Annotated in this window: 23 protein-coding genes and 1 tRNA gene; 11 read left to right on the forward strand and 13 right to left on the reverse strand. The window is 36.4% G+C overall.

Annotation, left to right across the window (positions count from 1 at the left end):
* Position 1 precedes the first annotated feature (1 nt).
* The 4 genes from DWQ18_08850 to DWQ18_08865 form a co-directional block, all read right to left on the reverse strand.
* On the reverse strand, positions 2–508 hold the full coding sequence (locus DWQ18_08850; protein RDJ33244.1) for a winged helix-turn-helix transcriptional regulator: 507 nt from the start codon (positions 506–508) through the stop codon (positions 2–4).
* Positions 501–893, reverse strand: coding sequence for a hypothetical protein (locus DWQ18_08855; GenBank protein RDJ33245.1), 393 nt, complete (start codon positions 891–893; stop codon positions 501–503). Before DWQ18_08855 ends, DWQ18_08850 begins: the two co-directional genes overlap by 8 nt.
* 67 nt (positions 894–960) lie before the next feature.
* The gene (locus tag DWQ18_08860) at positions 961–2,841 is read right to left on the reverse strand and encodes a hypothetical protein (protein ID RDJ33246.1); all 1,881 of its coding nucleotides are present in this window, start codon (positions 2,839–2,841) and stop codon (positions 961–963) included.
* 39 nt (positions 2,842–2,880) lie between these two features.
* Positions 2,881–4,866, reverse strand: coding sequence for a hypothetical protein (locus DWQ18_08865; protein ID RDJ33247.1), 1,986 nt, complete (start codon positions 4,864–4,866; stop codon positions 2,881–2,883).
* 97 nt (positions 4,867–4,963) lie between these two features.
* On the opposite strand from DWQ18_08865, the gene DWQ18_08870 reads away from it, so the two are divergent.
* Positions 4,964–6,286 carry a hypothetical protein gene (locus DWQ18_08870; protein RDJ33248.1) on the forward strand — a complete coding sequence of 441 codons (1,323 nt, stop codon included), beginning with the start codon at positions 4,964–4,966 and terminating at the stop codon, positions 6,284–6,286.
* Here the strand turns inward: DWQ18_08870 and DWQ18_08875 are convergent.
* Positions 6,279–7,580, reverse strand: coding sequence for a hypothetical protein (locus DWQ18_08875; GenBank protein RDJ33249.1), 1,302 nt, complete (start codon positions 7,578–7,580; stop codon positions 6,279–6,281). The genes DWQ18_08870 and DWQ18_08875 overlap by 8 nt on opposite strands.
* 216 nt (positions 7,581–7,796) lie before the next feature.
* Between DWQ18_08875 and DWQ18_08880 the strand changes: the two genes are divergently transcribed.
* The 3 genes from DWQ18_08880 to DWQ18_08890 are packed head-to-tail and all read left to right on the forward strand — an operon-like array spanning position 7,797 to position 10,650.
* Entirely contained in the window at positions 7,797–8,819 is a 1,023-nt protein-coding gene (locus tag DWQ18_08880; protein RDJ33250.1) for a MoxR family ATPase, read from the forward strand.
* 2 nt (positions 8,820–8,821) lie between these two features.
* Positions 8,822–9,703 (forward strand): DUF58 domain-containing protein, encoded by an 882-nt coding sequence (locus DWQ18_08885; GenBank protein RDJ33251.1) that lies wholly within the window; start codon positions 8,822–8,824, stop codon positions 9,701–9,703.
* A complete protein-coding gene (locus tag DWQ18_08890; protein ID RDJ33252.1) occupies positions 9,700–10,650 on the forward strand; it encodes a VWA domain-containing protein in 951 nt (316 codons plus the stop codon). The genes DWQ18_08885 and DWQ18_08890 overlap by 4 nt, the downstream gene beginning before the upstream one ends.
* 55 nt (positions 10,651–10,705) lie before the next feature.
* On the opposite strand, the gene DWQ18_08895 is transcribed toward DWQ18_08890, so the two are convergent.
* Together DWQ18_08895 and DWQ18_08900 are read right to left on the reverse strand one after the other, a co-directional pair.
* Positions 10,706–11,323, reverse strand: a complete 618-nt coding sequence (locus DWQ18_08895; protein RDJ33253.1) for a hypothetical protein — start codon at positions 11,321–11,323, stop codon at positions 10,706–10,708.
* Between the two features lie 7 nt (positions 11,324–11,330).
* Positions 11,331–11,987: a hypothetical protein gene (locus tag DWQ18_08900; GenBank protein ID RDJ33254.1), complete on the reverse strand. Its 657-nt coding sequence runs from the start codon at positions 11,985–11,987 to the stop codon at positions 11,331–11,333.
* Positions 11,988–12,534: 547 nt separating this feature from the next.
* On the opposite strand from DWQ18_08900, the gene DWQ18_08905 reads away from it, so the two are divergent.
* From DWQ18_08905 to DWQ18_08915, 3 genes are all read left to right on the forward strand, one after another.
* Entirely contained in the window at positions 12,535–13,107 is a 573-nt protein-coding gene (locus DWQ18_08905) for an NADPH-dependent oxidoreductase (protein ID RDJ33255.1), read from the forward strand.
* A 363-nt stretch (positions 13,108–13,470) separates the two neighbouring features.
* On the forward strand, positions 13,471–13,713 hold the full coding sequence (locus DWQ18_08910) for a hypothetical protein (GenBank protein ID RDJ33460.1): 243 nt from the start codon (positions 13,471–13,473) through the stop codon (positions 13,711–13,713).
* Positions 13,714–14,283: 570 nt separating this feature from the next.
* Entirely contained in the window at positions 14,284–14,901 is a 618-nt protein-coding gene (locus DWQ18_08915; GenBank protein ID RDJ33256.1) for a class I SAM-dependent methyltransferase, read from the forward strand.
* A 2-nt stretch (positions 14,902–14,903) separates the two neighbouring features.
* Here the strand turns inward: DWQ18_08915 and DWQ18_08920 are convergent, their stop codons facing one another.
* Together DWQ18_08920 and DWQ18_08925 are read right to left on the reverse strand one after the other, a co-directional pair.
* Positions 14,904–15,107: a hypothetical protein gene (locus DWQ18_08920; protein RDJ33257.1), complete on the reverse strand. Its 204-nt coding sequence runs from the start codon at positions 15,105–15,107 to the stop codon at positions 14,904–14,906.
* A gap of 123 nt (positions 15,108–15,230) precedes the next feature.
* Positions 15,231–16,619 carry a dihydroorotase gene (locus DWQ18_08925; GenBank protein ID RDJ33258.1) on the reverse strand — a complete coding sequence of 463 codons (1,389 nt, stop codon included), beginning with the start codon at positions 16,617–16,619 and terminating at the stop codon, positions 15,231–15,233.
* A gap of 72 nt (positions 16,620–16,691) precedes the next feature.
* Here DWQ18_08925 and DWQ18_08930 point away from each other — a divergent pair.
* Positions 16,692–16,766, forward strand: a tRNA-Ala gene (locus DWQ18_08930).
* A 41-nt stretch (positions 16,767–16,807) separates the two neighbouring features.
* The gene (locus DWQ18_08935; protein RDJ33259.1) at positions 16,808–17,170 is read left to right on the forward strand and encodes a zinc ribbon domain-containing protein; all 363 of its coding nucleotides are present in this window, start codon (positions 16,808–16,810) and stop codon (positions 17,168–17,170) included.
* Here DWQ18_08935 and DWQ18_08940 read toward each other — a convergent pair whose 3' ends face one another.
* A complete protein-coding gene (locus tag DWQ18_08940) occupies positions 17,171–17,719 on the reverse strand; it encodes a zinc ribbon domain-containing protein (protein RDJ33260.1) in 549 nt (182 codons plus the stop codon).
* A 67-nt stretch (positions 17,720–17,786) separates the two neighbouring features.
* On the reverse strand, positions 17,787–18,119 hold the full coding sequence (gene trxA, locus DWQ18_08945) for a thioredoxin (GenBank protein RDJ33261.1): 333 nt from the start codon (positions 18,117–18,119) through the stop codon (positions 17,787–17,789).
* Between the two features lie 124 nt (positions 18,120–18,243).
* Between trxA and DWQ18_08950 the strand changes: the two genes are divergently transcribed.
* On the forward strand, positions 18,244–19,110 hold the full coding sequence (locus tag DWQ18_08950; GenBank protein RDJ33262.1) for a hypothetical protein: 867 nt from the start codon (positions 18,244–18,246) through the stop codon (positions 19,108–19,110).
* A 44-nt stretch (positions 19,111–19,154) separates the two neighbouring features.
* A complete protein-coding gene (locus DWQ18_08955) occupies positions 19,155–19,856 on the forward strand; it encodes a signal peptidase I (protein RDJ33263.1) in 702 nt (233 codons plus the stop codon).
* Position 19,857: 1 nt separating this feature from the next.
* Here the strand turns inward: DWQ18_08955 and DWQ18_08960 are convergent, their stop codons facing one another.
* Both DWQ18_08960 and DWQ18_08965 read right to left on the reverse strand, forming a co-directional pair.
* On the reverse strand, positions 19,858–21,366 hold the full coding sequence (locus tag DWQ18_08960) for a 4-hydroxybutyryl-CoA dehydratase (GenBank protein RDJ33264.1): 1,509 nt from the start codon (positions 21,364–21,366) through the stop codon (positions 19,858–19,860).
* 67 nt (positions 21,367–21,433) lie between these two features.
* Positions 21,434–23,530: a CoA-binding protein gene (locus DWQ18_08965; GenBank protein ID RDJ33265.1), complete on the reverse strand. Its 2,097-nt coding sequence runs from the start codon at positions 23,528–23,530 to the stop codon at positions 21,434–21,436.
* Positions 23,531–23,563: the final 33 nt, after the last annotated feature.

Consider the following 23,563-nt stretch of genomic DNA (forward strand, 5'->3'; position numbering starts at 1 on the left):
GTTATAACGCGTTAATAATATCTTCCAGTCCGGTTGCAGGCTTATCTAATAATCCAGGCTGATAATCTTCAATTAGTTTATCTACAGAATCTCTATCCTTGACTAGAAATATTTTCTTTCTATCCTGTAGTGATAGTGATAAAATACCTTCATCAACTAGTTGTGATACATAAAATGATACAGTAGATGGTGCCTTGTTTACTTTATCTACAATTTCATTAAATGACAAGCCTTCTTTGTTAATCATTAAGCTGTGAATGATTTTTCTTGTAGTGGTACGTCGGAGATTTTTAATAATCTTTGAATCTGTTTCGGAAACTTCTAATGGATAGAATCTAGTCTGTCTTGGTTCACGGACAACTTGGACTAATCCAGATTTTACAAGCTTATCCAAATAGTGACTTAGTACACCGTTTTTTAGTCCCGTAAAACGCATAATCTCTCTATACTTTATTCCAGGATTTTTTTCAATTACCTGAATCAAATGTGTGGTTCTTTCATTAGTCATTTCGAAATACACCCATAGCCAACAAACCCAAGCTCATTATCATCAAAAGGTGGCCAACCTCTAATAAAGCTAGATCACCCAAGTTATACAAGCTTGGCCATGTTGCATCAAGCAAAGTAACTATTTCTGCCATAACAAAGGTGGAGAATGCAAAAATTGTTATCAAAAGTCTCTTTGAATGAACTCTGACGTATGCCATGACACTTAGAATTGTAAGAAAAGTAGCCAAAGTTATTCCGCCTACATGCAAGAGAATGTGGGCAATATGGAAACCATGAAAGATATGAGGTAAGATTACAGGTGCAGCTAGTATTCCTACCACTCCTGCAACCACTATACTAAACAGGGTTGATTTTCTCTCTAAGATCTGACTGGGCCTAAACAAGTAACTACAATGACTCTTCTAGGAATTTAAAAAAACTGGTTCAAATATCGAAAAATTGGCTTATTGACTAGCTTCCTACCCTTATGATCCCGTTTGTTATCATCCATTCTACCCCTTGCAAAAATTCAGAATTTGACAAAGTTCCATCAGACCACCACTTTGCATTTGTTCGAAGCCAATTGGGAATTGTAGTTTCAGTGCTTTCCTGTGTGGTAGTTGATGCTGGAACGTTGATGATTTTTTCATTTATCAAATATTCTAATCCAGCTGCAAAGTCTTTGTCTGAGATTTGTTCATCAGACCACCATTTAGCATTATTCTTAACCCATTGTGGGATATCATCGGATGCATTCTTTACAGAAACACTTCCAATCATCCAAGGATGCAATGTACAGAAATAATCAAAGTCACCTGCAGATGAAAACTTGTATGAAAAACTTTGTTTGGTTGCAATGATTCCGCTATCAAAAACACCCGAAGGCCCAGATGACGGAATTCCAGATGTTACAGTATGAGCAGCATTATCATTATTTTTCCAAACTACAACTTCATTTTGTTGAACTGATATTGACTTTGGTTCATAACACGAATCATTTCTTTCGCATCCCGGAGATGATGATCCAGATCTAATTGAGACTTCATGATCTCCTTTTGTAGTAACTTCTTTTGCTTCGGATACTCTGAATGAAAATTCTCCAGAGGTATCAAAATTATTCACATTAGAAATTTTTACTATTGCTGCACCTGTAGTGTCAAATTTTACCCTGATAGAGTCCTTTCCATCTGGTGTCTCTCTTTGTGTTTGAGACTTTACAGTTTTACCATTTAGTAACACATCTAGATCGTATGATATCTGTGGTATCAATGCATTAGATACAGGATCATGAAATTCAATGTTCAATGTAACATCATTATTTGGATTGATTTTGCCCTTTGGGCTCAACCACAAATGAAACTTCCAATCTTCTTGAGTTGATAGTTTGATTGATTTTTCTCCTTCTTCTAGAATTGCATCACTCTTTTCTACTTCTCGTTGATTCCCAGATTCAATTCCAAAAACTATTCTGTCACGCTGATTAGCAGGGATTTGGTCATAGAGTTTGAGCAGTTTCTGAGTAGGAATCAAAAAATGAACTACTATTTCTTCATCACCTGAACGATCTATTGTTCCTAGAATCGAGATATCATTTACAGTCATCAAAATATCGTGATTGTTAAATTCAGTAATTGATTTTGGGAGATAATACTCTGCATGAACAAAGGGTATTTTTTCAATGAATTTTTTGTCCCAGTTAAATGGCATGAGTGCAGTTAATTTTTTATTTTTCTCATCAAATGAAAATTCTTCTATCTTGTCAAAATATGTGGCAAACATAAGGTGATATTTTTTATTTTTAATGTCAATCTCGAATGGAATATACTCACCAATTGTAAGTAAAGTTTCAAAGGTTCTATCATTACCAGAGATAGTTTTTCCATTGATTGAGAGAATTGTGACTTTGACGTTTACTAGTCCGCCTTCTAAAAATAATGGGCCCTTAATCACAAGCGGACTTGTAATAGTTCCAATCCATTTTCCGTTAGGAGTTTTTTCTCCAGAATAATTTAGCTTTGAATCTGGAATGATCTTTATTGATAATTGCTGTTCTGGTGAGAATGCATCAAATGATGCAATCAAATCATTTGTTTGCCCATCATGGATTTCTATGTTATACTCTATGGATGAGACAGAATTCATAGAGTCTACGTCGATAGTAGTGACAGAGAAATCGATCTCATTCTCATCGCCCTTTAGTACATCGGGATTTGTTTCAACTTTGACTTTGAGATAATCATTTCCTATCTTGATTGATTCACTCTCAACACTTCCTAACCCATGTCCGTATACCTCACTAGTTCCAGCTATCAGAATTAATGAGATAATTCCAAAGAGAAAATAATTATTCAAAGTTATCAATTTAGAAAAATTTCAAGGTCACAAAAAGGTTTAGACTTTGATTAAACCAGATGAGATCAGAAACTGGATTCCATTTGTAAACTCAATGTCAGAGATGTGACCTTCTGACCACCATACTGCGTTGTTTCTTACCCAATCAGGAATCGATGTTTCACTGATTACTTCTTCATCTGTTGTTTCTTCTGATGTTGGAATTTCGATTATTCGTTGTTGAATTAGATACTCTATTCCACTTGCAAACTCTTTATCATCAATTTTAACATCGCCCCACCAGGCTGCATTTTTCTTTACCCAATCAGGTATGACTATATCGGTAGCAACTGGAGTAATGAGAACTTTGTTTGGTTTGGTTTCTTGAGTTGGTGTTATTACAGAAGGCTCTTCAGATGGAGATGTAATGTCTGTATTTCCATTCATTATTCCTTTGCTGTAGGGTAAATCATAGATTATTGCCTTGGAAGTTATATCCACTTGATCTTGACGTGAGAATGGTTTTGGTAGTGTCAAATCAGTATATTCAATGTAGATAGTATCTTGATCAGATACACGTAGTCTGTCTAATTTGTCTGAGGAATCATCAGTGGTAACACGGAATTCTCCTTTAAGGACATCAATAAAGTGTGCATGTGTACGACCTTCAAACTCTGGTGTTTGACCAGCCTTTTTGAAAGCACTGTGTTTGCCAACAATTTGTTGTAAAACAGCTTCAGGTGCGACTTGGAAAGAAAAGTCTTCACCTAATCCAGAATTAAACACATTCTTGACTACAACTTTGACAGAACCACGTTCATCAAATCTGATTGGCTCAATGCCGTGTCCATCATCAAAGTAGCGGTTGTTTCTAGTTTCAACTAGCTCACCATTAAAGTAAATTTCCATATCATAGCTAAGCTTCTTTTGGTGAATGTCAGTCTTTCCAGTATGTACCATTAGATTAAGATGGTAATCTTGATCAACTCCAATTACACCTCCTGGTTCCCACCAAAAGTATATCTTCCATTTTCCATCAGGAGTGTATTTTGTAAGTGATGATGCTGCAGGTTCTGATAATGGTTCACTTATTCCTTCATATTCAACGGCTGAACCATGATCATGGTTTGGGATGAACTGTACAGGGACATAAATTCCAGATTCATCAGATTCAGACCAAGCACGAATCCAATATGTGAAGAATTCTGCATGATGTACCCATAAATCTGCATCATGCAAGGTAAATGTGACTAGTTCATCAGTGGTAAAAGTTTCCTTATCAAAGGATATCTCACCCATTCTCCATGTCCATGTTGCAGTCTTTGAAACTACAACATTGTCATTTGCTTCCCATGATACTGTTACAGCACCGTTTTGGAAGTTTGTTGTTAATCTTGCAGCTACATCATAAGCACTACCAAGTATGGCATCAGAACATGCTGGCTTATGATGCATCATTTGGGCATGTGCTTCAGGGAGGAATGTGTTAAGCATTCCTGAAAATAAGAAAGAGTGTAATTTGATTAATGGGAATATGAACCCGTGGCCGTGTCCACCACTACTCGATGGTCTACAATTGGGGGTAATATTTTCACCATAATTAGATGAGGTGTGACCGTGTGCCTTTACTGTTTGACCATTTTCATTATGAACAATATAGTGTTGACCATTTAGTTTCACAACACCAAAGAAAAGTCCTGTATCGGGTCCAGTTTCTGAAAAGACTGCTGTTGTAACCTTGTAATCTCTAGTTGCAATTGTAATCTTGCTTCCATATGCCTCACCAATGTGATCAATTAAGAGTTCATCCTCATTCCATCCTGGAGCATAAATTAAGACATTAACTCTGTCTGTCCATGTGTAGCCTTCATATTTTTCATCACATTCTTGCATCGTCATTGCCTGATTTGAACAAAATTTCATAATTACACCTGTTGCCTTTTTTGTATTTGAGAATCCAGATTCAGAAGATGCACTTTGCACTGGGATAGACATCACCAAAGTTGCTAATAGAACAAATATCATTAGTTGTGATGCCTTTACCATTGTACAATGTTTTTAGATAAAATTTTTATTAAAAGTAGAATGGTTCATTCTAAGAATGTACCAATTATCTATTAATTTTTTTTCAAAATAAAAAATTATGACATATGAAGAATTATTTTTAATTATTTTCAGCATACTGATTGTTTTTCCATCTGCATCATCTGTATTTGGTGAAGAGGAATCAATTCTTCCAAATTGGATTAAACAAGTAATAGAATTGTGGGTAAATGAAAAAATTTCTGACCAAGAATTTATCGACTTGATTGAGAATGTTCTAAATAGTCAGATTATTCCTTCCGAAGTTACTTTAGATGAATCATCGGTTTTGCTTGTTCCAAAAAATGAAATCAATGAAAAGACTGGCGTATTTGTAGGAAAAGACAATCAAAGTATACCGCTATGGGCTAAAGAGCGAGCTGCATGGTGGGTTGAAGGAAAGATTACTGATGAACAGTTTCTTCGAACACTTCATTATTTGAGAAACATGGGAATTATGGAGTATAATCCTGAAATCAGTATATTTTCAGAAGAGGATACGCACGACTCTAGTCTAGAAAAATATCTCTTGACCCAAGAGGAAATATCTAGATTTACTCAAGGAACGATTTGGAGGTTTGTTTCAACCGAATATGAATTTGAAGAAAAAGAAGGAGTTGTTGATTCTGTGAAAATTATTCTAAAAGACATCAAGCGTATGCATGATCCGATATTCAACAAATACAAAGTTCCATCAATGATGATGCAGATAACAGAATTTAACAACAAAAAAGATTTAGAAAATTATTGGAATTCTTTTGAAAAAGATAGTGAAGGAAGTATTTTTTCAAGAGCATATATGGTAGGATCACCAAGTGACAACTCGGATTGCTTTTTTAGTTATACATATGAGGGTGCAGTAACCTCATGCAATTATGATAACATGATAATTCAAGTTGTGATTTATGATGAGTATAATGAACATTATGAGTATGGCAAAAAAAATCTTCTGATTGACCGAAGTGAGCCATCAACAAGATTCATGAGCGAAATTTTACAAAAGATTGCCAAATACAAAAATCAAAAAGTAAATGAAAGACTGGATTATGTTTTACAAAAAAATTCATCAGATGAAGATGAAAAAATAATTAATAGAGAGCCAGAAAAATCTAAAATTTTTGGAATAAAGAATTTTTCATGCCAACGAGATGATTTTGGACTAGTAAAGATTTCAGGACAATACAACAATGATGAAAGGCAAAAACAAAACGTTGATTTGCAGATCACATTTTTTGATAGTAATAATTTACCGGTAGGAAAAAACACTGTCAGTCTTTATGATGTAAAAGAATTTGAAAGTAGGAAATTCATTGGATACACAAAGTGGACTGGTCAATTTTTATCCTGTGATGCATCTGTATTGGACTCAAAGAGTCCTACTTAATCAAATGGGCAAAGTTTGACGTAATATCGTTAAATCTAGTCATACTAGGCTCTAATTTTGCAAATTCCACACTAGCACAGTGCATTAACCATTGTTGTACAGCGTCAGATTCTGCAATGTTGGATTTTCGAATAATTGAGATTAGCTCAATACTAGTCATTTCATAAGTAATGCCAAATCTGTTGCAGTAGTAGTATCTTATTGCCTGACTGAGTTTTTCATATGCATCCTTTCTTTGTCCGCCATTGAATAGAGAAATTGATTCATCAAGCATTACTGCTGTTTGTTTTTTGAAATCAACTTGGGTTGAAACAGTTTGCAATAACGGTGCCTCTAATTTTCTTTCCCAAGGCTTTTTGTGCATCAAATATCCCAAAACAATCAATGCAACAACTACGGGTATCATAATCAGTATCACATAGTTGTCAATTGATGTTGTTGGTTGTAGTTCAAAGATTGGTCTTTCATTGAGTGCATCTCTGATATGCTTTGTATTTTCAAATTGCGGTCTTTCTAATTTTAGATTATCAAATATCCTGCTCCTAGTGTCTTGAGGTGTTGAAACCATTACCTCTAATTCTTTTAGTGATCCATCAGGTTGAAGTTTCTTACCAGTAAGTAGTTCTTCAAATATTTGCTGACTTTGAGCAGTTAGATCCTCTATCATGCGTTCACGCATTTGGGTTTGATCTAATCTCAAGTAGTTAGGTGACAGTTCATTTAGATCAAACTCTCCACCGTATTTTTGACTGTTAGCAATAATCTCTCTTGCCTTATCTAATGCAGCTGGTGAGAAGACACCGTTTGGAATTGCTTCCAAATCATCAAGATCATAACCACGTTCAAGTAGAAATAATTCCAAATTAGAGTTTGGATAATAATCAAATGCAACACCACGAATAATGTATCGTTGTTCTCCTACTGGATCTAAAAGTGCTTCAGCGACTTCAACATAGCCATCTGAATATCTATCATGATATTTTATTTTGTGTAACCAGTTTTCCTCACTCAGATCTCTTTGATCAATTAAGACTTTGTTTAGTATTTGACCTTCTTCGGATTCTATGGTTATTGCATGATCACCAATGCTGTAACCATTACCTGTAACAAATTTATCATAGTACACTTTTTCAGATTCTTTTTTTTGCTCCTCTATGATGTTTTCATAATTTGAGATGATTTGATTTGAAGATGTTTGTAATCCAGAATTCAGCTGTCCCTCTATCATCCAATCAATTTGGATATCAGGATGTGCTGCATAGATTGGATTTGTATAAAGTATCAGTGGTAACAAAAGCAGACAAAGTAGAAATTTTTTGAATCGAATAATTTGTTGCATGATAAATCTCCAAAATCAAGTACACGTGTGTGAATCATGAAAAATGGACAGAAATGATTCCCGTATAGTCAATTTCAAGAATTCAAAGGCAAAAAACAACTATAATGAAAATTGGTACATTCTTAGAATGAACCACTTTGCTATTAATGCAAAAACTCAGAAAATACAATATTGGCACTGAGAGAGTATGAACCCGATTTTCAAATATCAAATAAGGACATAGAAGATCTAAATCAGAAATCACAAGAGTATGCTCAAAAATTATCCAGTGTATTAGAAGAGTCCCAGAAGGTAATAGTTGGACAACAGAATGTAATTAGAAAAATTCTCATTTCAGTTATTGCAAATGGTCATGTTCTACTTGAAAGTGTACCAGGTTTGGCAAAAACACTCATGGTAAAGACAATGGCAAATATTTTCAATGTAGAGGATGTTAGAATTCAGTTTACTCCAGACCTATTACCTGCAGACATTCTTGGAACAAAAATTTACAAAAATGTTTCAGGAAATTTTGTAACCCAGAAAGGACCAATCTTTCACAACTTTGTTCTAGCTGATGAGATTAATCGTGCACCACCAAAGGTTCAATCAGCATTATTAGAAGCCATGCAGGAAAGACAAGTAAGCATTCATGGTGACACATTCAAGCTACCAAAACCGTTTCTAGTTCTTGCAACACAAAATCCAATAGAAAATGAAGGAACATACAAGCTACCTGAAGCACAAGTAGACAGATTTGCACTAAAGATTTTGATTGGTTATCCTTCAAAAGATGAAGAAGTATCAATTATTGAGCGCAATTCAAACGGTTATGAAGAATCAGTAAAGTCATTGATTAAACCAGAAGAGATCATTGAGATTCAGAAATTTAATGAAAACATCTATGCAGACAAAGTAATTACAGAATACATTGCAGACATTGTAAACGCAACAAGAAATCCAAAAGAGTACGAACTTGATCTAGCTAGCATGATAGAGTTTGGAGCATCGCCAAGAGCCTCAATTTGGTTGATGAGAGCAGCAAAGGCAAATGCATTACTCAATGGAAGGGGATTCGTAATTCCTGAAGATGTAAAGGAAGTTGCACATGAAGTTCTCAGACACAGAGTTATTCTGACATTTGAGGCAGAAGCAAACGGAATTAACACAGATAAGATAATCGACTTTGTTTTAGAAAAGATCACTACACCGTAGCAATGACTAATTTATCTGAGCTCCTAAAGAAGATAAAAAATCTTGAAATCAATACAAAGACCCTAGTTGAAGGAATGGAATCAGGAGGATACCGCTCTCGATTTCGAGGTGGCGGAATAGAGTTCTCAGAAGTGCGTGGTTACATGCCTGGAGATGATGCCAGAAGAATTGACTGGAATGTTTCTGCTCGATACGATAACCTGTTTGTCAAGGAATTTGTTGAGGAAAAGGAGCTAAACGTCTATGTGGTAGTGGATTTGTCAGCCAGTAACGATTTTGGCTTTGAGAAGAGCAAAAAAGAGCTTGCCTTTGAAATTACTGCATCACTGATATTTTCTGCATTAAAAAATAATGATAGAGTTGGAATGGGAGTTTTTACAAATACCCTGGAAAAGTTTGTTCCAGCCAAGAAGGGAAAAAGGCATATGCTACAGATTCTTCAGCAGCTTTTAGATCATAATCCTTCAAGCAAGGAGACAAACATCTTTCAGTCAATCTCAGATCTTTACAAAAAATTAAGAAGGCGCAGTGTAGTCATAATTATTTCGGATTTCTTGTCAGATTCATTTTCTAAACCATTGCAGCTCTTAAAATTACAACATCAGGTAATCTTGGTAAATATTTCAGATATTCGTGAAAGAGTAATTCCAGATATTGGACATGCATACTTGGAAGATGCTGAATCTGGAGAACAAATTTTAGTAAATACTTCGGATAAGAGATTCCAAGAGCAATACACAAAACTAATCGATGATGCATCAAAAAAAATTCATTATGATGCACGAAAGTTAGGCATTGATATGTTGAATTTAAGTAATGAAGAACCATTTGACATTACATTCAATCAATATTTTAGAAACAAGATGAGGTCACACTTACAATGAATATTCAGTTTGAGTTCTTGCCAGCATTATTGTTACTTGCAATAATTCCAGGATTGTTTTTCTTGTATTCAAAATACAACTCTAGTAAAAAAGAATCACTTTTGAAATTTAGCTCATTGAGCATAATAAAAAAAGCAATTTCTGGAAAAAGTTTTCTTAGAAAACATCTTCCATTTGTGTTATTACTGATAGTTGTATCTCTAATAATCATTGCACTGGCAAATCCACAGATACCATCATTTTCAGTCGAAAAGGGAATTAATCTAAGTATAGTAATTGATGGTTCGGAAAGCATGTCAGCAAAAGATTATCAGCCAACGAGAATGGAGGCGGCTAAAAGAGCAGTCAGTAGTTTGGTAGGAAAATTAAATCAAAATGACAATGTTGGAATAGTTCTTTTTGAATCAGGAGCAACTACAATCTCATACATGACACCAGTCAAGGAGAAAACCATTGATGCCATTTCATCAATACAACAGAGTCAGGGAGCAACTGCCCTTGGAGACGGAGTGTCTTTGGGAATTGATATGGTATCATCAATCCCAGACAAGAAGAATATTCTCATTCTTCTTAGTGATGGTGTTCATAATTCTGGCTTAATCACGCCTGATGAGGCCATAGATTATGCTAAGATGAACAATGTTCAGATTCACACAATTGGTCTAGGTTCTGAAGAGCCAGTATTTCTAAGAAATGACGTGTATGGGGAACCACAATATGTTGAGCTAGACGAACAGACTCTGAAGAAAATTGCAGATGAGACAAATGGAAAATATTTCAAATCTGTAGATGAAAAAACTCTAAACGAAATATTCACACTTCTTAGCTCAAACATGGAATACCAAATAGAGTGGGCATCAATTAGTCAGTGGTTTATTGGTGCTGCAATGGCTTTGCTTTTAGCTAATGTCTATATCATTTATGGTAGATATAGAATTGCAGCTTAACCATACTTAGAATAAAAAATAAAAAGAAAAGAAAAGTGAAAAAGACTTTGCTGTCTTAATCCTTCATTTTGTGTTTTTTACCTGGAAATTTAGTATCTTTGATGTCACCAATGCAACCATATCCGCCAGAGAATCCTGGAGAGTTGAATTTGGATGCATCACTACAGAATCCTGTAAAGTCTACAGGAACGTTTGTACCATCAAAGTATGTTACAGTACCATATACACGGTATCCGTAAATTCCATCAATTACCATTTGTCTTGCAAGGAACTTTCCTGGTTGACCAAATACAGCACCAGCTGTAACGCCCAAATCTTTAGCATCAGCATCTGTTGGATTAAATGGAACAGAAGCTTTGTCTACTTTCTTTTGATTTTTGAAAAAGTATTTGTCTACTTTGAGGTTGGCTGTCTTGATTGGTAACTTGGTGTCAGCATCCCTAACTGTGATGTCAACACCGTGAATACCATCCCATGTACCTGGTTCATTTCCATAAGATGGTTCATTAGTATGTCCCAAAACGACTTGAACGGTTCTTTGCTCTCCGTTTGCAATAGTCAATGGTATTTTGATATTACCATGTGCATATGCCTCTTGAGAAGCAATGACAGAGATCAGTGTGACTGCTGCCATTACACCAAGGAGACTAAGAGTAGTATGTTTCATTTTCATATTTCTCCTATGAATGTCCTAGACCATCATTATGAGGGTCTTCATCGTTGAGGTCATATACTGGGTTGTGGTCACCTGGACCAAATCCTAATACTGGACCGTCATGGTATTGATCAGTTCCAATGCTTCCTAGTACTTGTTGTATGTTAATATCAACAACATCAACATCACCAAATGAGATTGCCTCATCGGAGAGGTTAATCAAATCAATATCAGTCACTCTTGGTGCACCACCGTTTAATGGGTCTGGGATGTGTGCATGGTAAATGCAACTACTTGGTTCAGTAGTTTTTGATATTGCGTTGATATAATACAATGGAACTAGCTGCATGTTTGCGTGCTCAAGGTTCTCATCCACATGGCCAGCAATTAGTGCAATTGTTGGTTGGTAGGTATCTTCACCTTCAGCTACTGGCTCGCATGGTGCTTTAAGCAAGACGTGTCCTGAGACATAGTTTGGGCTAGAATCATACAATGGGAAGATATCCCCTGGTTGCATTGTGATATCATTTAGTCTGATGTGTGTGTTATCAGGAATGGTACCTGCTGCAGCTCCTAGTTCAAAGCTATGACTTGCAAAGACTGTTCCGCCATAAGCAATTGTGATTGCCAAGAATGCTGTTCCAAGTAACAATGGAAGTTTGTTCTTGTTTAGATTAGTCATTAGACAGGAATTATGTCATGGATTAAAAATCAAATTGGTACATTCAAAAATTATACCGGTACAATTCTAGAACAGATATGATGAGTATCAGAGTCAGTATTTATTTTGAGAAATATTCGTTTAGTAAAAAATTAACAGTGTCTGAAAAACTATACCAGTATTGTTCTTCTTGAACTTTTTTGGCTTGAATCTGGCGAATCTTTTCTTCCAAGGAACTATCTATTGAAAATGTAACTCTTTTTCTCATGTGGCATCATCTAATACGGGATTTAATGGATGAGAAACAAATGACAACAATGAATAAGCGTGTTAGTAGTTTCTCATCCACTATGATCTGAACAAATAGTATTACACGGTTCTGGATAAAAGACAAATTGGTACATTCGAGAGTTGTACCATGATTTTGGATAATCTTAATAGTTTGAAAACAAAAAGATCCTCATGGAAATTTTCTACTTAATCGCACAGCTTGTTGTGTTGTGTGGTGGAATGCATGTTCCATAGTATTTTTTGCTAAAATAGTTTTATTGGAATAGTACAAGGAAAAATTATGTTCAAGGTAGCAATGATAGTTGGCTCAGTTAGACGTGATAGAAATGGGATAAAGGTTGCCAAATGGATGGAGCAAAAACTAAAGGAGCGAGGCCATCAAGTCTTTTTCATAGATCCAATGGAATTGAATTTACCATTACTGGATAGAATGTACAAGGAAATGGAGAATCCTCCTGAAAATCTAAAAAAATTAAGACAGATGATTGTAGATGCTGATGGTTATCTTCCAATTACTCCAGAGTATAATCACAGCACTTCATCAGCTATGAAGAATACGCTGGATTATTTTTTAGAAGAGTACTTTTTCAAGCCTTCTGCAATTGTGTCATATTCTGTTGGTGGTTTTGGAGGAGTAAATGCTGCAGCACATTTGAGGCAGATTTTATCAGAGATGGGAACGCCTGCAATTTCTTCTACATATCCCATTTCCAAGGTTCAAACAGTCTTTGATGAAAATGGAAATCTTCTTGATGAAAAGCATGAAAAACGAGTAAAGCGATTCCTAGATGAATTTGAATGGTATATGGAAGCTATGAAGCAGCAAAGACAGAAAGGCACTCCATACTAAACAAATTATAAAAATTTAAGAAATTTTCTTGTGCATTTTTATTTTATTATATGTTTGAATCTTTTTAAGACGAGAATACATAGCTTCAATGTGGAATTAAAATCAGAAGAATCGGTTATAGCTTATCTAAAGACACTGCCTGATGATACAATAATCAGATATTATCTTGATGTAGAGTATTCTCCATTTCCAGTATTACTTCTCAGGGAATACCAAAGAAGATTCAAAGAAAAATCCAAAAATGAGATCTTGCAGAAATTAAAAGTCCAAGCAAACTTGGCAAAAAAGAAGACAAAAGAATTAGGAATTTTAGCAAAAAAGAGAACACGAATCGATGAAATTTCAAAACAAAAATCCCAAGAGATGTTCAAACAGGCTACCAGCAAAGGACATAAGGTAAGTGATTCCCTACTCAAAAAAGGAGCAAAATTTAGTGTCAAGATAAAAAAGGATGTCTCAAAAGGAGTCAAAAAGACAAAGTCGATGAAATCATCTGCAAAGGATCAGTTAATTCTACTAGAGAAGCTTGGAAAGCTGAGAAAAGAAGGAGTCATTACGGAAAAAGAATTTCGTGAAAAGAAGAAAAAGATACTAAGTAAAATTTAGTTTTTTAAAATTAAGGGAGTTCTTCTTCTAAATCACAGCATGCTTTATGAACCCAATTACCTTTAGAATTTTTTAAAATTTCCTTTCCAACTTTGATTGCTTCGCCGCATTCAACACATTTTCCATTAAATCTTGCCTTCATTTTGTTCTGAGGCTAATGAATCACTCATCAAATTAACGTGTTGCTATGTGAAAAGGAGGGAGAATTATAGAAATTGTGGGTGCACGAATTTCACATAGACATTTCCATTTCTATGAATCCAGATAGATTTTTTGCTTCTACGCATTCTAATCACTCCAATCATCTAGCATTATCCAGGACAATCCTCGAAGGTCTTGCCAGGTAACGTTTGAGGGAAGAGAAAGTTTTGTGCCTTCTTGAGCTGGTGTTCTTTCAACCAGTGTTTTTGTTGGCTCAGGTTGCCAATTTTTGTGAATCTGTACTAATGACATAAAGTACCTTATTCAAAATATTATATGGAAATAGCTCTGCTGTTGTGGTATGCCTCAAATCTGATCGCTATACCCTAGGCTTTAATTTACAGCAAATTCTCTGTTTGCTAAACTAAATTGGATGATAAAAACAACCTACCAAGTTGGGATGCATACTACAAAGAAAATGAGATAAAAAAGATGCCATGGTATGAGGAAGAGCTTGACGCAGACTTGGCAGAAGAGATAAAAAATCAAAGGCTGAGTAGAGGAAGATTTTTGGATCTAGGAACTGGACCAGGCACTCAAGCAGCACAGCTAGCAAAGTTAGGCTTTGAGGTAGTTGGTACAGACATTTCAGATAATGCCATTAACAAAGCAAAAGAGACATCAAAAGAAGCAAAATTTTTTGTAGATGATTTTTTGCATTCTAGGCTGCCAGACCATTCGTTTGATTATGTACTAGACAGAGGATGCTATCACATCTTTGATCAATTCCAAAGACGCGATTACATGAGAGAGATTAGGAGAATTATGCGTGATGGTTCCATCTTATTTCTTAAAGTAATGAGCAAAGACGAAAAAGATCTTCCACAAGATGAAGGACCGTATAGATTTTCAAAAAATGACATCATCAATGCGTTTGAAAACGGATTTGAGATAAACAGCATAAAACCAACAGTGTATTATGGGACGCTTGATCCTCTACCAAAAGCATTATTTGCAGTAATGACAAAGAGGGCCACCTTTCTTTAGGATTATTTTTTGAATAATATCCACAAACGTGTTCCAATAAAGATTCCAACAGCTGATGCTATAACTATTGGAACAATATATTGACCAAGATTATCAATCATGAAATCACCTTGTTTTTCTTTGAGATTCGCCACATCTTGGGCATGACAATCCATTTGTAGGATATCCACAACGTCGACATCCTGCGTTAATGCTAAATCGCTCATATTTTCCCGATTTGAAAATTTTACGTAATAGTACAATTCCTATTAGAATTCCCACTGCAATTCCAATCCATATCAATACCATACTGTACTATAGGTCATCATAGGTAAAAAACTAATCAATTATCAGATGCTTCTTTGTACCAGTTTACCATAGCCTGGTTTACCAACAACTTGGAAATCTTCTGCAATTATCTCTCCACGAACAATTGTTTTCACAGGCCATCCCTTTAGATTCCATCCATCATAAACCAAATAATCAGAGAATCCACCAAATAGTTCAGTTGTAACTTTTTTTTCTTTTTTGAGATCTATTATGGTAATGTCTGCATCAGTGTTTTTCTCAAGGGAGCCTTTTTGTGGATACATTCCAAAAATTTTTGCAGCGTTGGTACTAGTCAGCTTTACTAGTTGCTGCAGATTAATTCTATCTTTGTTGACTCCTTCACTAAGCAGAATAGGCAATACAGTTCCAATTCCTGGGAATCCTGCAAGTGCACCCCAGACATCAGAACCACCAAGTTTTAGTTTTAGTTGATTAGCTACATGATCAGTTCCTACAGTATCTATTTCGTTTTGTTTTATGCCATTCCAGATGTGTTCTACATCTGCTGATGATCTAATTGGTGGCATTACTTTTGCAAGGTAGCCCTTTTGTTTGTCATGTGACAGAGTAAGATAGTGAGGACATGTCTCGACAAAAATTTTAGTTCCGTTTTTTCGCTCTATGCGAATCTGCTCAAGGGCTTTTGAGGAGCCAATATGAACAAAGTAAATGGTACAGTTGTACTGTCTTGCAAATTCTGAAACAGTTTTGATTGCTTTTGCTTCATAGTCAGGTGAGCGGCTCTCTGACCATGCACCTAAACCATCTTGCTTCTTTTCTTTTGCAGTTTTGATTCCACATGCACATGATTCATAGTCTTCTGCATGAACCAAAACTGGGCATTTTAGCTGAGCAGCCTTTTGGACAACTTTTCGTACAATTTCAGAGTTTACCTCAACTCTTGCATCATGCAGTTTTGTAGAGCCTGGAGCCATGTCCATGTAGACATGTCCCACATCACCTCCAAGATTCATGTAAAGCTTGAATGATGTGACTCCCTTTTGGGTGCAAAATTCCATCTCATTGATTTGCGAATCATTGAAAATTGAGGCATGAATTGTATAATCAACATAGTGCACTTGAGAGCTTGCATCAAGTTGTACTGGTAGGGACTTTTTGTAAGAGTCTCCCAGTCTTAGCATTCTCATCATAGTTGTAATGCCACCTATCGCTGCTGCATGAGATTCTGTAATGCCTGCCTCATCTATTGGGGAGTAAACTCCATAGTGAACATGTGTGTCAATTGGTCCTGGAATTGAGACTAGACCGTTTCCGTTAATTTTATGATCAGAGCTTGGTGTGTCATTTGTAATTTGTACAATTTTGCCCTCATCAATTACAATGTTTTTTTGAACCATTCCTTGCGGTAATATCACATGTGAATCAGTAATTACCAGATCATATGTCATGTCTGTTAGTCTCTCTTAGGATATTTTAGTTTGAGTAAATGAATAAAAGCAGATCAAAAATCTGTATTTAGAGGGCCGGTGGTTTAGGGGTATAATGCCGCGTTCGCAACGCGGATGTCGAGGGTTCAATTCCCTCCCGGTCCACCAAACTAGAAACTATTATACATAATTCATTATTACTGCTCTCCATGAAGGTTCTAAACGGAAAGCAGGCTGCAGAAGATTACATGTCAAGTCACACTCTAGCATTTTCCACACCAGAGTTAACACTGATGAGATTTGCATTTTGGTTGGGAGATACCATTCCAGATCCAGAAAATAAAGAAAAGACTATCCCCAGAGTATACACATACGTTGAAGAAAAAGACTTTGAGCCTGTCAACATAATTGATGAAGAGCATTACGAGCCAACAGGTGCTGTAAGAACTTCTGGCATGTATGGAAATCCAAACAAAGAATCTAGTGGTAGTGGAAAGTTTTGTTCAGATTGTGGTGCAAAAATTTCTGCTTCAGCAAAGTTTTGTCCCGAGTGCGGTAGTACTCAGGATTAGTTATTGAGCTTTAGTACCACATTTGGTACAGAATTTAGCATTTGGTCTTAGTTGTGCTCCACATGCAGAACATGCAGGGCCTTTAGGTCTTGAGACTAGTGATGGATCAGGTGATGGTAGTGTTCCAATGTCTCCAAATCCTTGTTTTGCAGAGACAATGCTTGGTGGTGCGCCTGCTGGATTTCCTGCAGTTCCAACTCTAGCTTGGTTTGCTGCTGCCATTCCGCCAGCCATTCCTCCACCCATCATTCCAGAGCCCATTCCGGGCATCAGTCCTGGAGATTGAGTTCCGCCAGGTGCCTTGCCTCCAGCGATTCTGTCAATTGACTTTTTTAATTCCAAGATAACTTTGATTGATAAAAATTCCAAAGCAGAATATGCTACTACGTAATCACCAAGTTTTTGAAAGAATTCAGAATCAGATAGTTTTCCATTCTTGTAGAGATTGTTTGCATCAAGAAAACTTTCATAGTAACCTTGAGAATCATTGAACAAATTTTCAAGCTTCTCAGTTAACAGGTTAAGTGTATCAACTTCACCAAGCGACATGATACAATTCTATGAATTGTATTATTAATTACTTTAGATTAAAAAGAATGAAATAAGAAAAAAGGTTCTATGCTTTCTCTAGTGCTCTGTCAATCATATTTTTGTATGATTCCTTTGAAGCAGCACCCACTTGTTGACTGACTACTTGACCTTTGCTAAATATGGCCAAAGTTGGAATGCTAAAAACATTGTATTTTGATGCCAATTCGTTGGCCTCATCTACATTTACTTTAACAAAATTTACTTTGCCTTCGTATTCAGCTGCAAGTTCCTCTACAACTGGACTAACCATTCTACAAGGACCACACCATTCGGCCCAAAAGTCAACAAAGACCGGTAATGAAGAATTCATGACGTCGGTTTCCCATGTTTTGGTATCAGAAATTTGAGTAATTCCCATAGCAGTTATGCCTTAATCGAACACACCTAAATATGTTCACCAGAATTTGTGCGCTTGGAATTGATAACTTTCTAAATATTACTTTGTGAAATATACTTAAATTCCCTTTGAATGAAACTGAATTATGAGTTCTGATCTCCGAATAAAGAAGTTGAGAGGATCAGGAGGCTACATCATGGCAAGCGTCAATGATGACCAACAAAGAAAAGGGAATCTTGGAGGCCCTGATTTGTTTTTGGCACCAATTGGGAGATTAGATTCAGATACAATTTCAAAATATTTTTGCAATACATGTGAGAAAGACTATGAAGGTAGCCCTAGAATCGAATATGAAAATCCAAACGAAGAAGTTGCTGAAAATTTAATTTTACTTGAAAAAGGACAATACATCTGTGCTACTTGTGGCTCAACACTAGCAGAGTACAGGGAGTTTAGAAAACCAGATGAGATGACAGATGTTGGTAATGCAAGACCAATGGAGCAATCAAATCCATTTGAATCACCAGAGCAAACATTTACACCACCACAAACTACAACAGAGCCTCCCTCATTTACAGAGCCAGAACCAGAACCACAAAGCATTCCAGAGCCTCCAATGTCACCACCAACTCCAAGCTTTTCCACACAACAGAGTTCACCACCAGCTGCTGAATCTCAACCTGTTGGTTCTGTTAGCTCAATAGTTGGAATGGCAGTATACAATGAAGAAGCAAAGAGAATTGGTACTGCAAAACAAATTGGCATTGATTCATCTCAATCACTAGTTTTGGTAATTAGTAATAACAACGGTTCTGATCAAACCATTCCTTGGAGTAATATCAAAAAAGTTGGAGAAATTGTTTTGGTTGGAACATCCTCTGCTGCATCTCAAGCACCACCCACAGTTGCTCCACCAGTACAGACGCCAACTGATTCAGGAAAATGTCCTAGTTGCAATTTTGTTAACAAAGCAGGTTCAAAATTCTGTGAAGAATGTGGAACAAAGATCTAGTCTATCTTAAGATTTATCTAATGAAAGAATAGGCTGGAATCTAGTTGACTGCAATCTCAATTTCAAAGGGTGTCATCAAAGACATTATCATAGTAGTAGTTGGTGTAATTATAATTTGGATTGGATTGCAGCTAGTATTTGGAACTCAGAATCCATTCTATGTTGTATCTAGTGGCAGTATGATTCCAGTTTTGCAGGTGTATGATGTTTTAGTGGTTCAAGGAAACGAGCCGTTTGAAGAAGTTGAGGTTGGGGACATTATTGTCTTTAATCGTCCATCAGATCATGACAGAGTGATTGTTCACAGGGTAGCTTCAATTATCAATGAGGATCCTCTCACAATTAGAACCAAAGGAGATGCAAATCCTGCCTCAATACCTGGCACTGACTTTCCAATAACAGAAGAAGAGTATATCGGACAAGTTGCATACGTAATTCCACAAGTTGGATACATTACAAGAATACTACAGCCTCCAATCAACTACATCATCATTGTTATAATCATTGGAGTCATGGTAGCAAAACAGTTCTCAAAAAAGAAGAATGAAAAGACAAAAGATGCATCAAAAGATATTGATTCTAAATTTACTGATTTGACCCAGCCAAAGCAAGATGTACAGAACTTGACTGATCTTGATAACATTCCAAAAGATTCTGAATACTCTAAAGAATCAGGGTTAAATTCAAATGAAAAATCCGGTGAGTCTTTAGATACTAAAGATACAAAATCAGATAAGAAAGACTAGATTATTTTTCAGATGGTAGTTTGAATACTCGCTTAAAGTATTCAGATTGTTCTTTTGGTTCCTCAAAGTCATCTTTTACTTTTGCAAGATGTTTTGCCAAGTTTTTCTTGTATCCTAGCTGCATCTGTCTTGCAATCTGAATTCTCTGAGCTTGTGGTGAACCTGCACCATGCATTGATTCAGTAAGATAGCCAACTGCGTTTCTACCCATGGTCATGTTTTCAATTAATCGCAATACTCTCATTCTGTTTTCAACATCCACGCCCTTTCTTCCCGCTAGATATTTGCGGAGTATTGGTCCAGCCTCTGGATGTCTAAAGTCCTTCTCTGATGGTAGAGTTACAACAAGACCGCCTGCAATGTCTTGCGCTAGTCTGCCAATCTCATATGGAAATCTAGTAACGTTGTGTTTGCAAACTTGAGCAAGCATGTCATCATTTAGGTAAACTCCTGACTTCATTTTTTGTCCCTGATAAGAAGATGCAATTCCCGCAGCAAAGATTGATTCGTTAAGATGTGTCATCTCAATTAGTTTATCTTTGATATGAGATACCTTTGGAATTCCATTATAATCTGCGATGGTAGCAGCTGCACCAATTAAGACGTCACCTAATCCAGTTTTGCATACATAGCTTCTTCTATGATAGCAAGTGAATCTCTCTACCAACATTGAGGCAAATTCGTATTCGCCGTGCATGAATACCTTATCCCATGGAATAAACACATTATCTAAAATTATCATGGCCTCCTGACCAGCATACATAGAGTTGCCTGCATCAAGATCTCCTTCCTCCATGCTTCGTGTATCACAGGATTGTCTGCCATAGATGTATGTGACACCTTCTGCATCTGCTGGAATTGCACCTACAATAGCATAATCCTTGTCGTTTTCCGTTAGTCTAATTGTTGGCATCAAGATAATCCAGTGTGAATTAATGCATCCAGTTTGGTGTGCCTTTGCTCCTGTAACGTAAACTCCTTTGTCATCTTCTTTTACAATATGAACAAACATGTCAGGATCAACTTGCTCTGATGGTCCAAGACTTCTATCACCCTTAGGATCAGTCATTGCTCCACCGATTACAAAATTTTCTTCTTGCATCATTTTGATAAAATCTAACAGTCGTTTGTGATAGTTTGTTCCATGCTTTTCATCAATTTCATATGTTGTAGAATGTAGAGAGTTGATTGCATCCATTCCTACACATCTTTGAAAACATGTTCCAGTGTTTTGTCCAAGCTTTCTTTGCATTTTATTTTGCATTACCAAGTCTTGTGCGCTTTCTGCAATGTGCAAAAATCGGTTTACACGTTTTCCAGAGATTGATGATTGAGCAGATGCAAGCTCTTCTTCACGAACAGCTAAATCATATGTTTCAGCAAGTGCATTAATTGATGGTCTAATCATTGGATGATCTACATAATTCTCAATTAATTCGCCAAACAGGAAAATTTTCAGCTTTCTGCCCCTAAGACTCTGAATGTACTCTTCGCCAGTCCTAATGCCCATCAGAAATACCTCACTCTAAGTTGTATAAATATTCTAAAGATCCAGGCAGGAATGATACTTCTATCATCTAAAGTCCTATTCGGACATCAAGGATCTTGCATCCTTTGCCTTTTTCCATTACCAAGACTGGATTCATGTCTAGTTCTTTTATTTCCTTGAAATCAGTTACAAGCTGGGAGAGTCGTTGAATGCATTCAGACAGTTTAGCTTTATCAGATGGCTTTTCTCCCCTTACGCCTTCTAGAATCTTTTTCATCTTAATTGAAGAGATCATGTCGTCTGCTTCTTTGTTTGTTACAGGTGCTAGCTTGAATGTCACATCTTTTAGTACCTCAACATAGATTCCACCCATTCCAAGCATGATAACTGGTCCCATTCCTGGTTCTAGTTTAGAACCGATAATCATCTCCTTTCCTCCTTTGACCATTTCGACAATCAAAACGCCTTTGATTTCGGCTTTTTTGTTGTATTTTTTAGCATTGGATACGATTTCCTTAAAGGCAGACTTTACTTCTTGTTCATTTTTGAGATTAACTTTGACTCCCCCTGCATCTGATTTGTGAATAATTTGTGGGGATGCAATCTTCATTACAACAGGATACCCAATCTTTTTTGCATTCTTTACAGCATCTGCTTCATTTTTTGCAAGAATACTCTTTGGTAAAGGAAAGCCATATGCACGTAAAACCTCTTGTCCTTCTTCTTCTAGAAGATTTGGTCGTCCCTCCTTCTTTACATTATCAAAAATTTTCTTTACCTTTGCCTTGTCAGCTTTGAATTTTGTAACAGTTCCCAATGGAGAGTTTACAGATTTTGAAAAGGTCAACATTGCGTTTAGTGCACGAATTGCGCCCTCTGCATAGGTAAAGTATGGAACTCCACCATTTGATAAGACTTCACGATTTGTAACTCCTTCATCTAATCCCATCAAGCTGGCAAGCATTGTCTTTTTGTATTTTTTTGACATTGCAACAATTACTTCCGCTAGTTGATCATAATCTAGAGTACCAGATGGTGTACACATTGAAATTACAGAGCCAACTTTTGGATGAGCTAAAACAAGATCCAACACATGATGGAATCTATTAAAATCAGCATCCCCAACGATATCAACGGGATTTCGTGAGCTGCCCCAAGGTGGAATTACTGCATCAATCTTTGGCCTAATGTTTTCAATCTTTGCCATCTTGATTCCCATCTTTGAGCATGCATCAGTTGAGATAATTGCAGGACCGCCTGCGTTTGAGACAATAACTAAATCACCTTTTGCTGGAAGTGGTTGCTTTGAGAATGCCACAGCGTAATCAAAGAGCTCCTCCATTGTATCAACTCTGAGTGCACCAGATTGTTTTAGTAATGCATCGTAGATTTCATCAGAGCCCATCAGTGCACCAGTGTGTGACATTGCAGCTTTTGCACCTTCAGGACTACGACCAGATTTTAAAATTATAATTGGTTTTTTGAGTTTTCTTGTGATATTTCTGCAAACCTTGAGAAATTGTTGACCATTTCCCATGTCCTCAAGATACATCACAATAACTTTGGTTTGTTTGTGGTTTGCCAGCATGTTTAAGACATCAATTTCGCTCATTGCTGCCTTGTTACCCATGCTGACTACTGCTGAAAATCCAATGTCTTGTGCACTTGCGTCTTCAACTAGTGCTGCGCAGATTGCACCACTTTGAGAAACAAGAGCAATACTACCTGATTTTGGAGTAACTTTGAGAAATGTAGAGTTCATCATCGTCTTTGGATCTAAATTCATTACGCCAAGACAGTTTGGACCAATAATTTTGATATTGTATTGTTTTGCAATGTCTTTTAGTCGTTGTTCTAATTTTGCGCCTTCTTCATCTACTTCTTTGAATCCAGCTGTGATTACAATTGCACCCTTGATCTTTTTCTTACCGCATTCTTCTAGTACAGTTGGAACGATTGTATTTTTTGTAACAATGACTGCAAGATCAATTGGTTTTGGCACATCTAAAACTGTCTTGTATGCTTTTTTGTAAAATACAGTTGGTCTAGTTGGGCTAATTGGAAAAACAGTTCCTTTGAATCCATTCATAATATTAGAAGTAATGGTTCGTCCGACGCTTCCTCGTTTATCTGATGCACCAATTATTGCAATTGATTTTGGTGATAGAAAAACGGATTCAGACATTAACGAAAATGGATCAAAACAATTTCCATAATA

Source organism: Thermoproteota archaeon (assembly GCA_003352285.1).
In the GTDB taxonomy this organism is placed as follows: domain Archaea; phylum Thermoproteota; class Nitrososphaeria; order Nitrososphaerales; family Nitrosopumilaceae; genus PXYB01.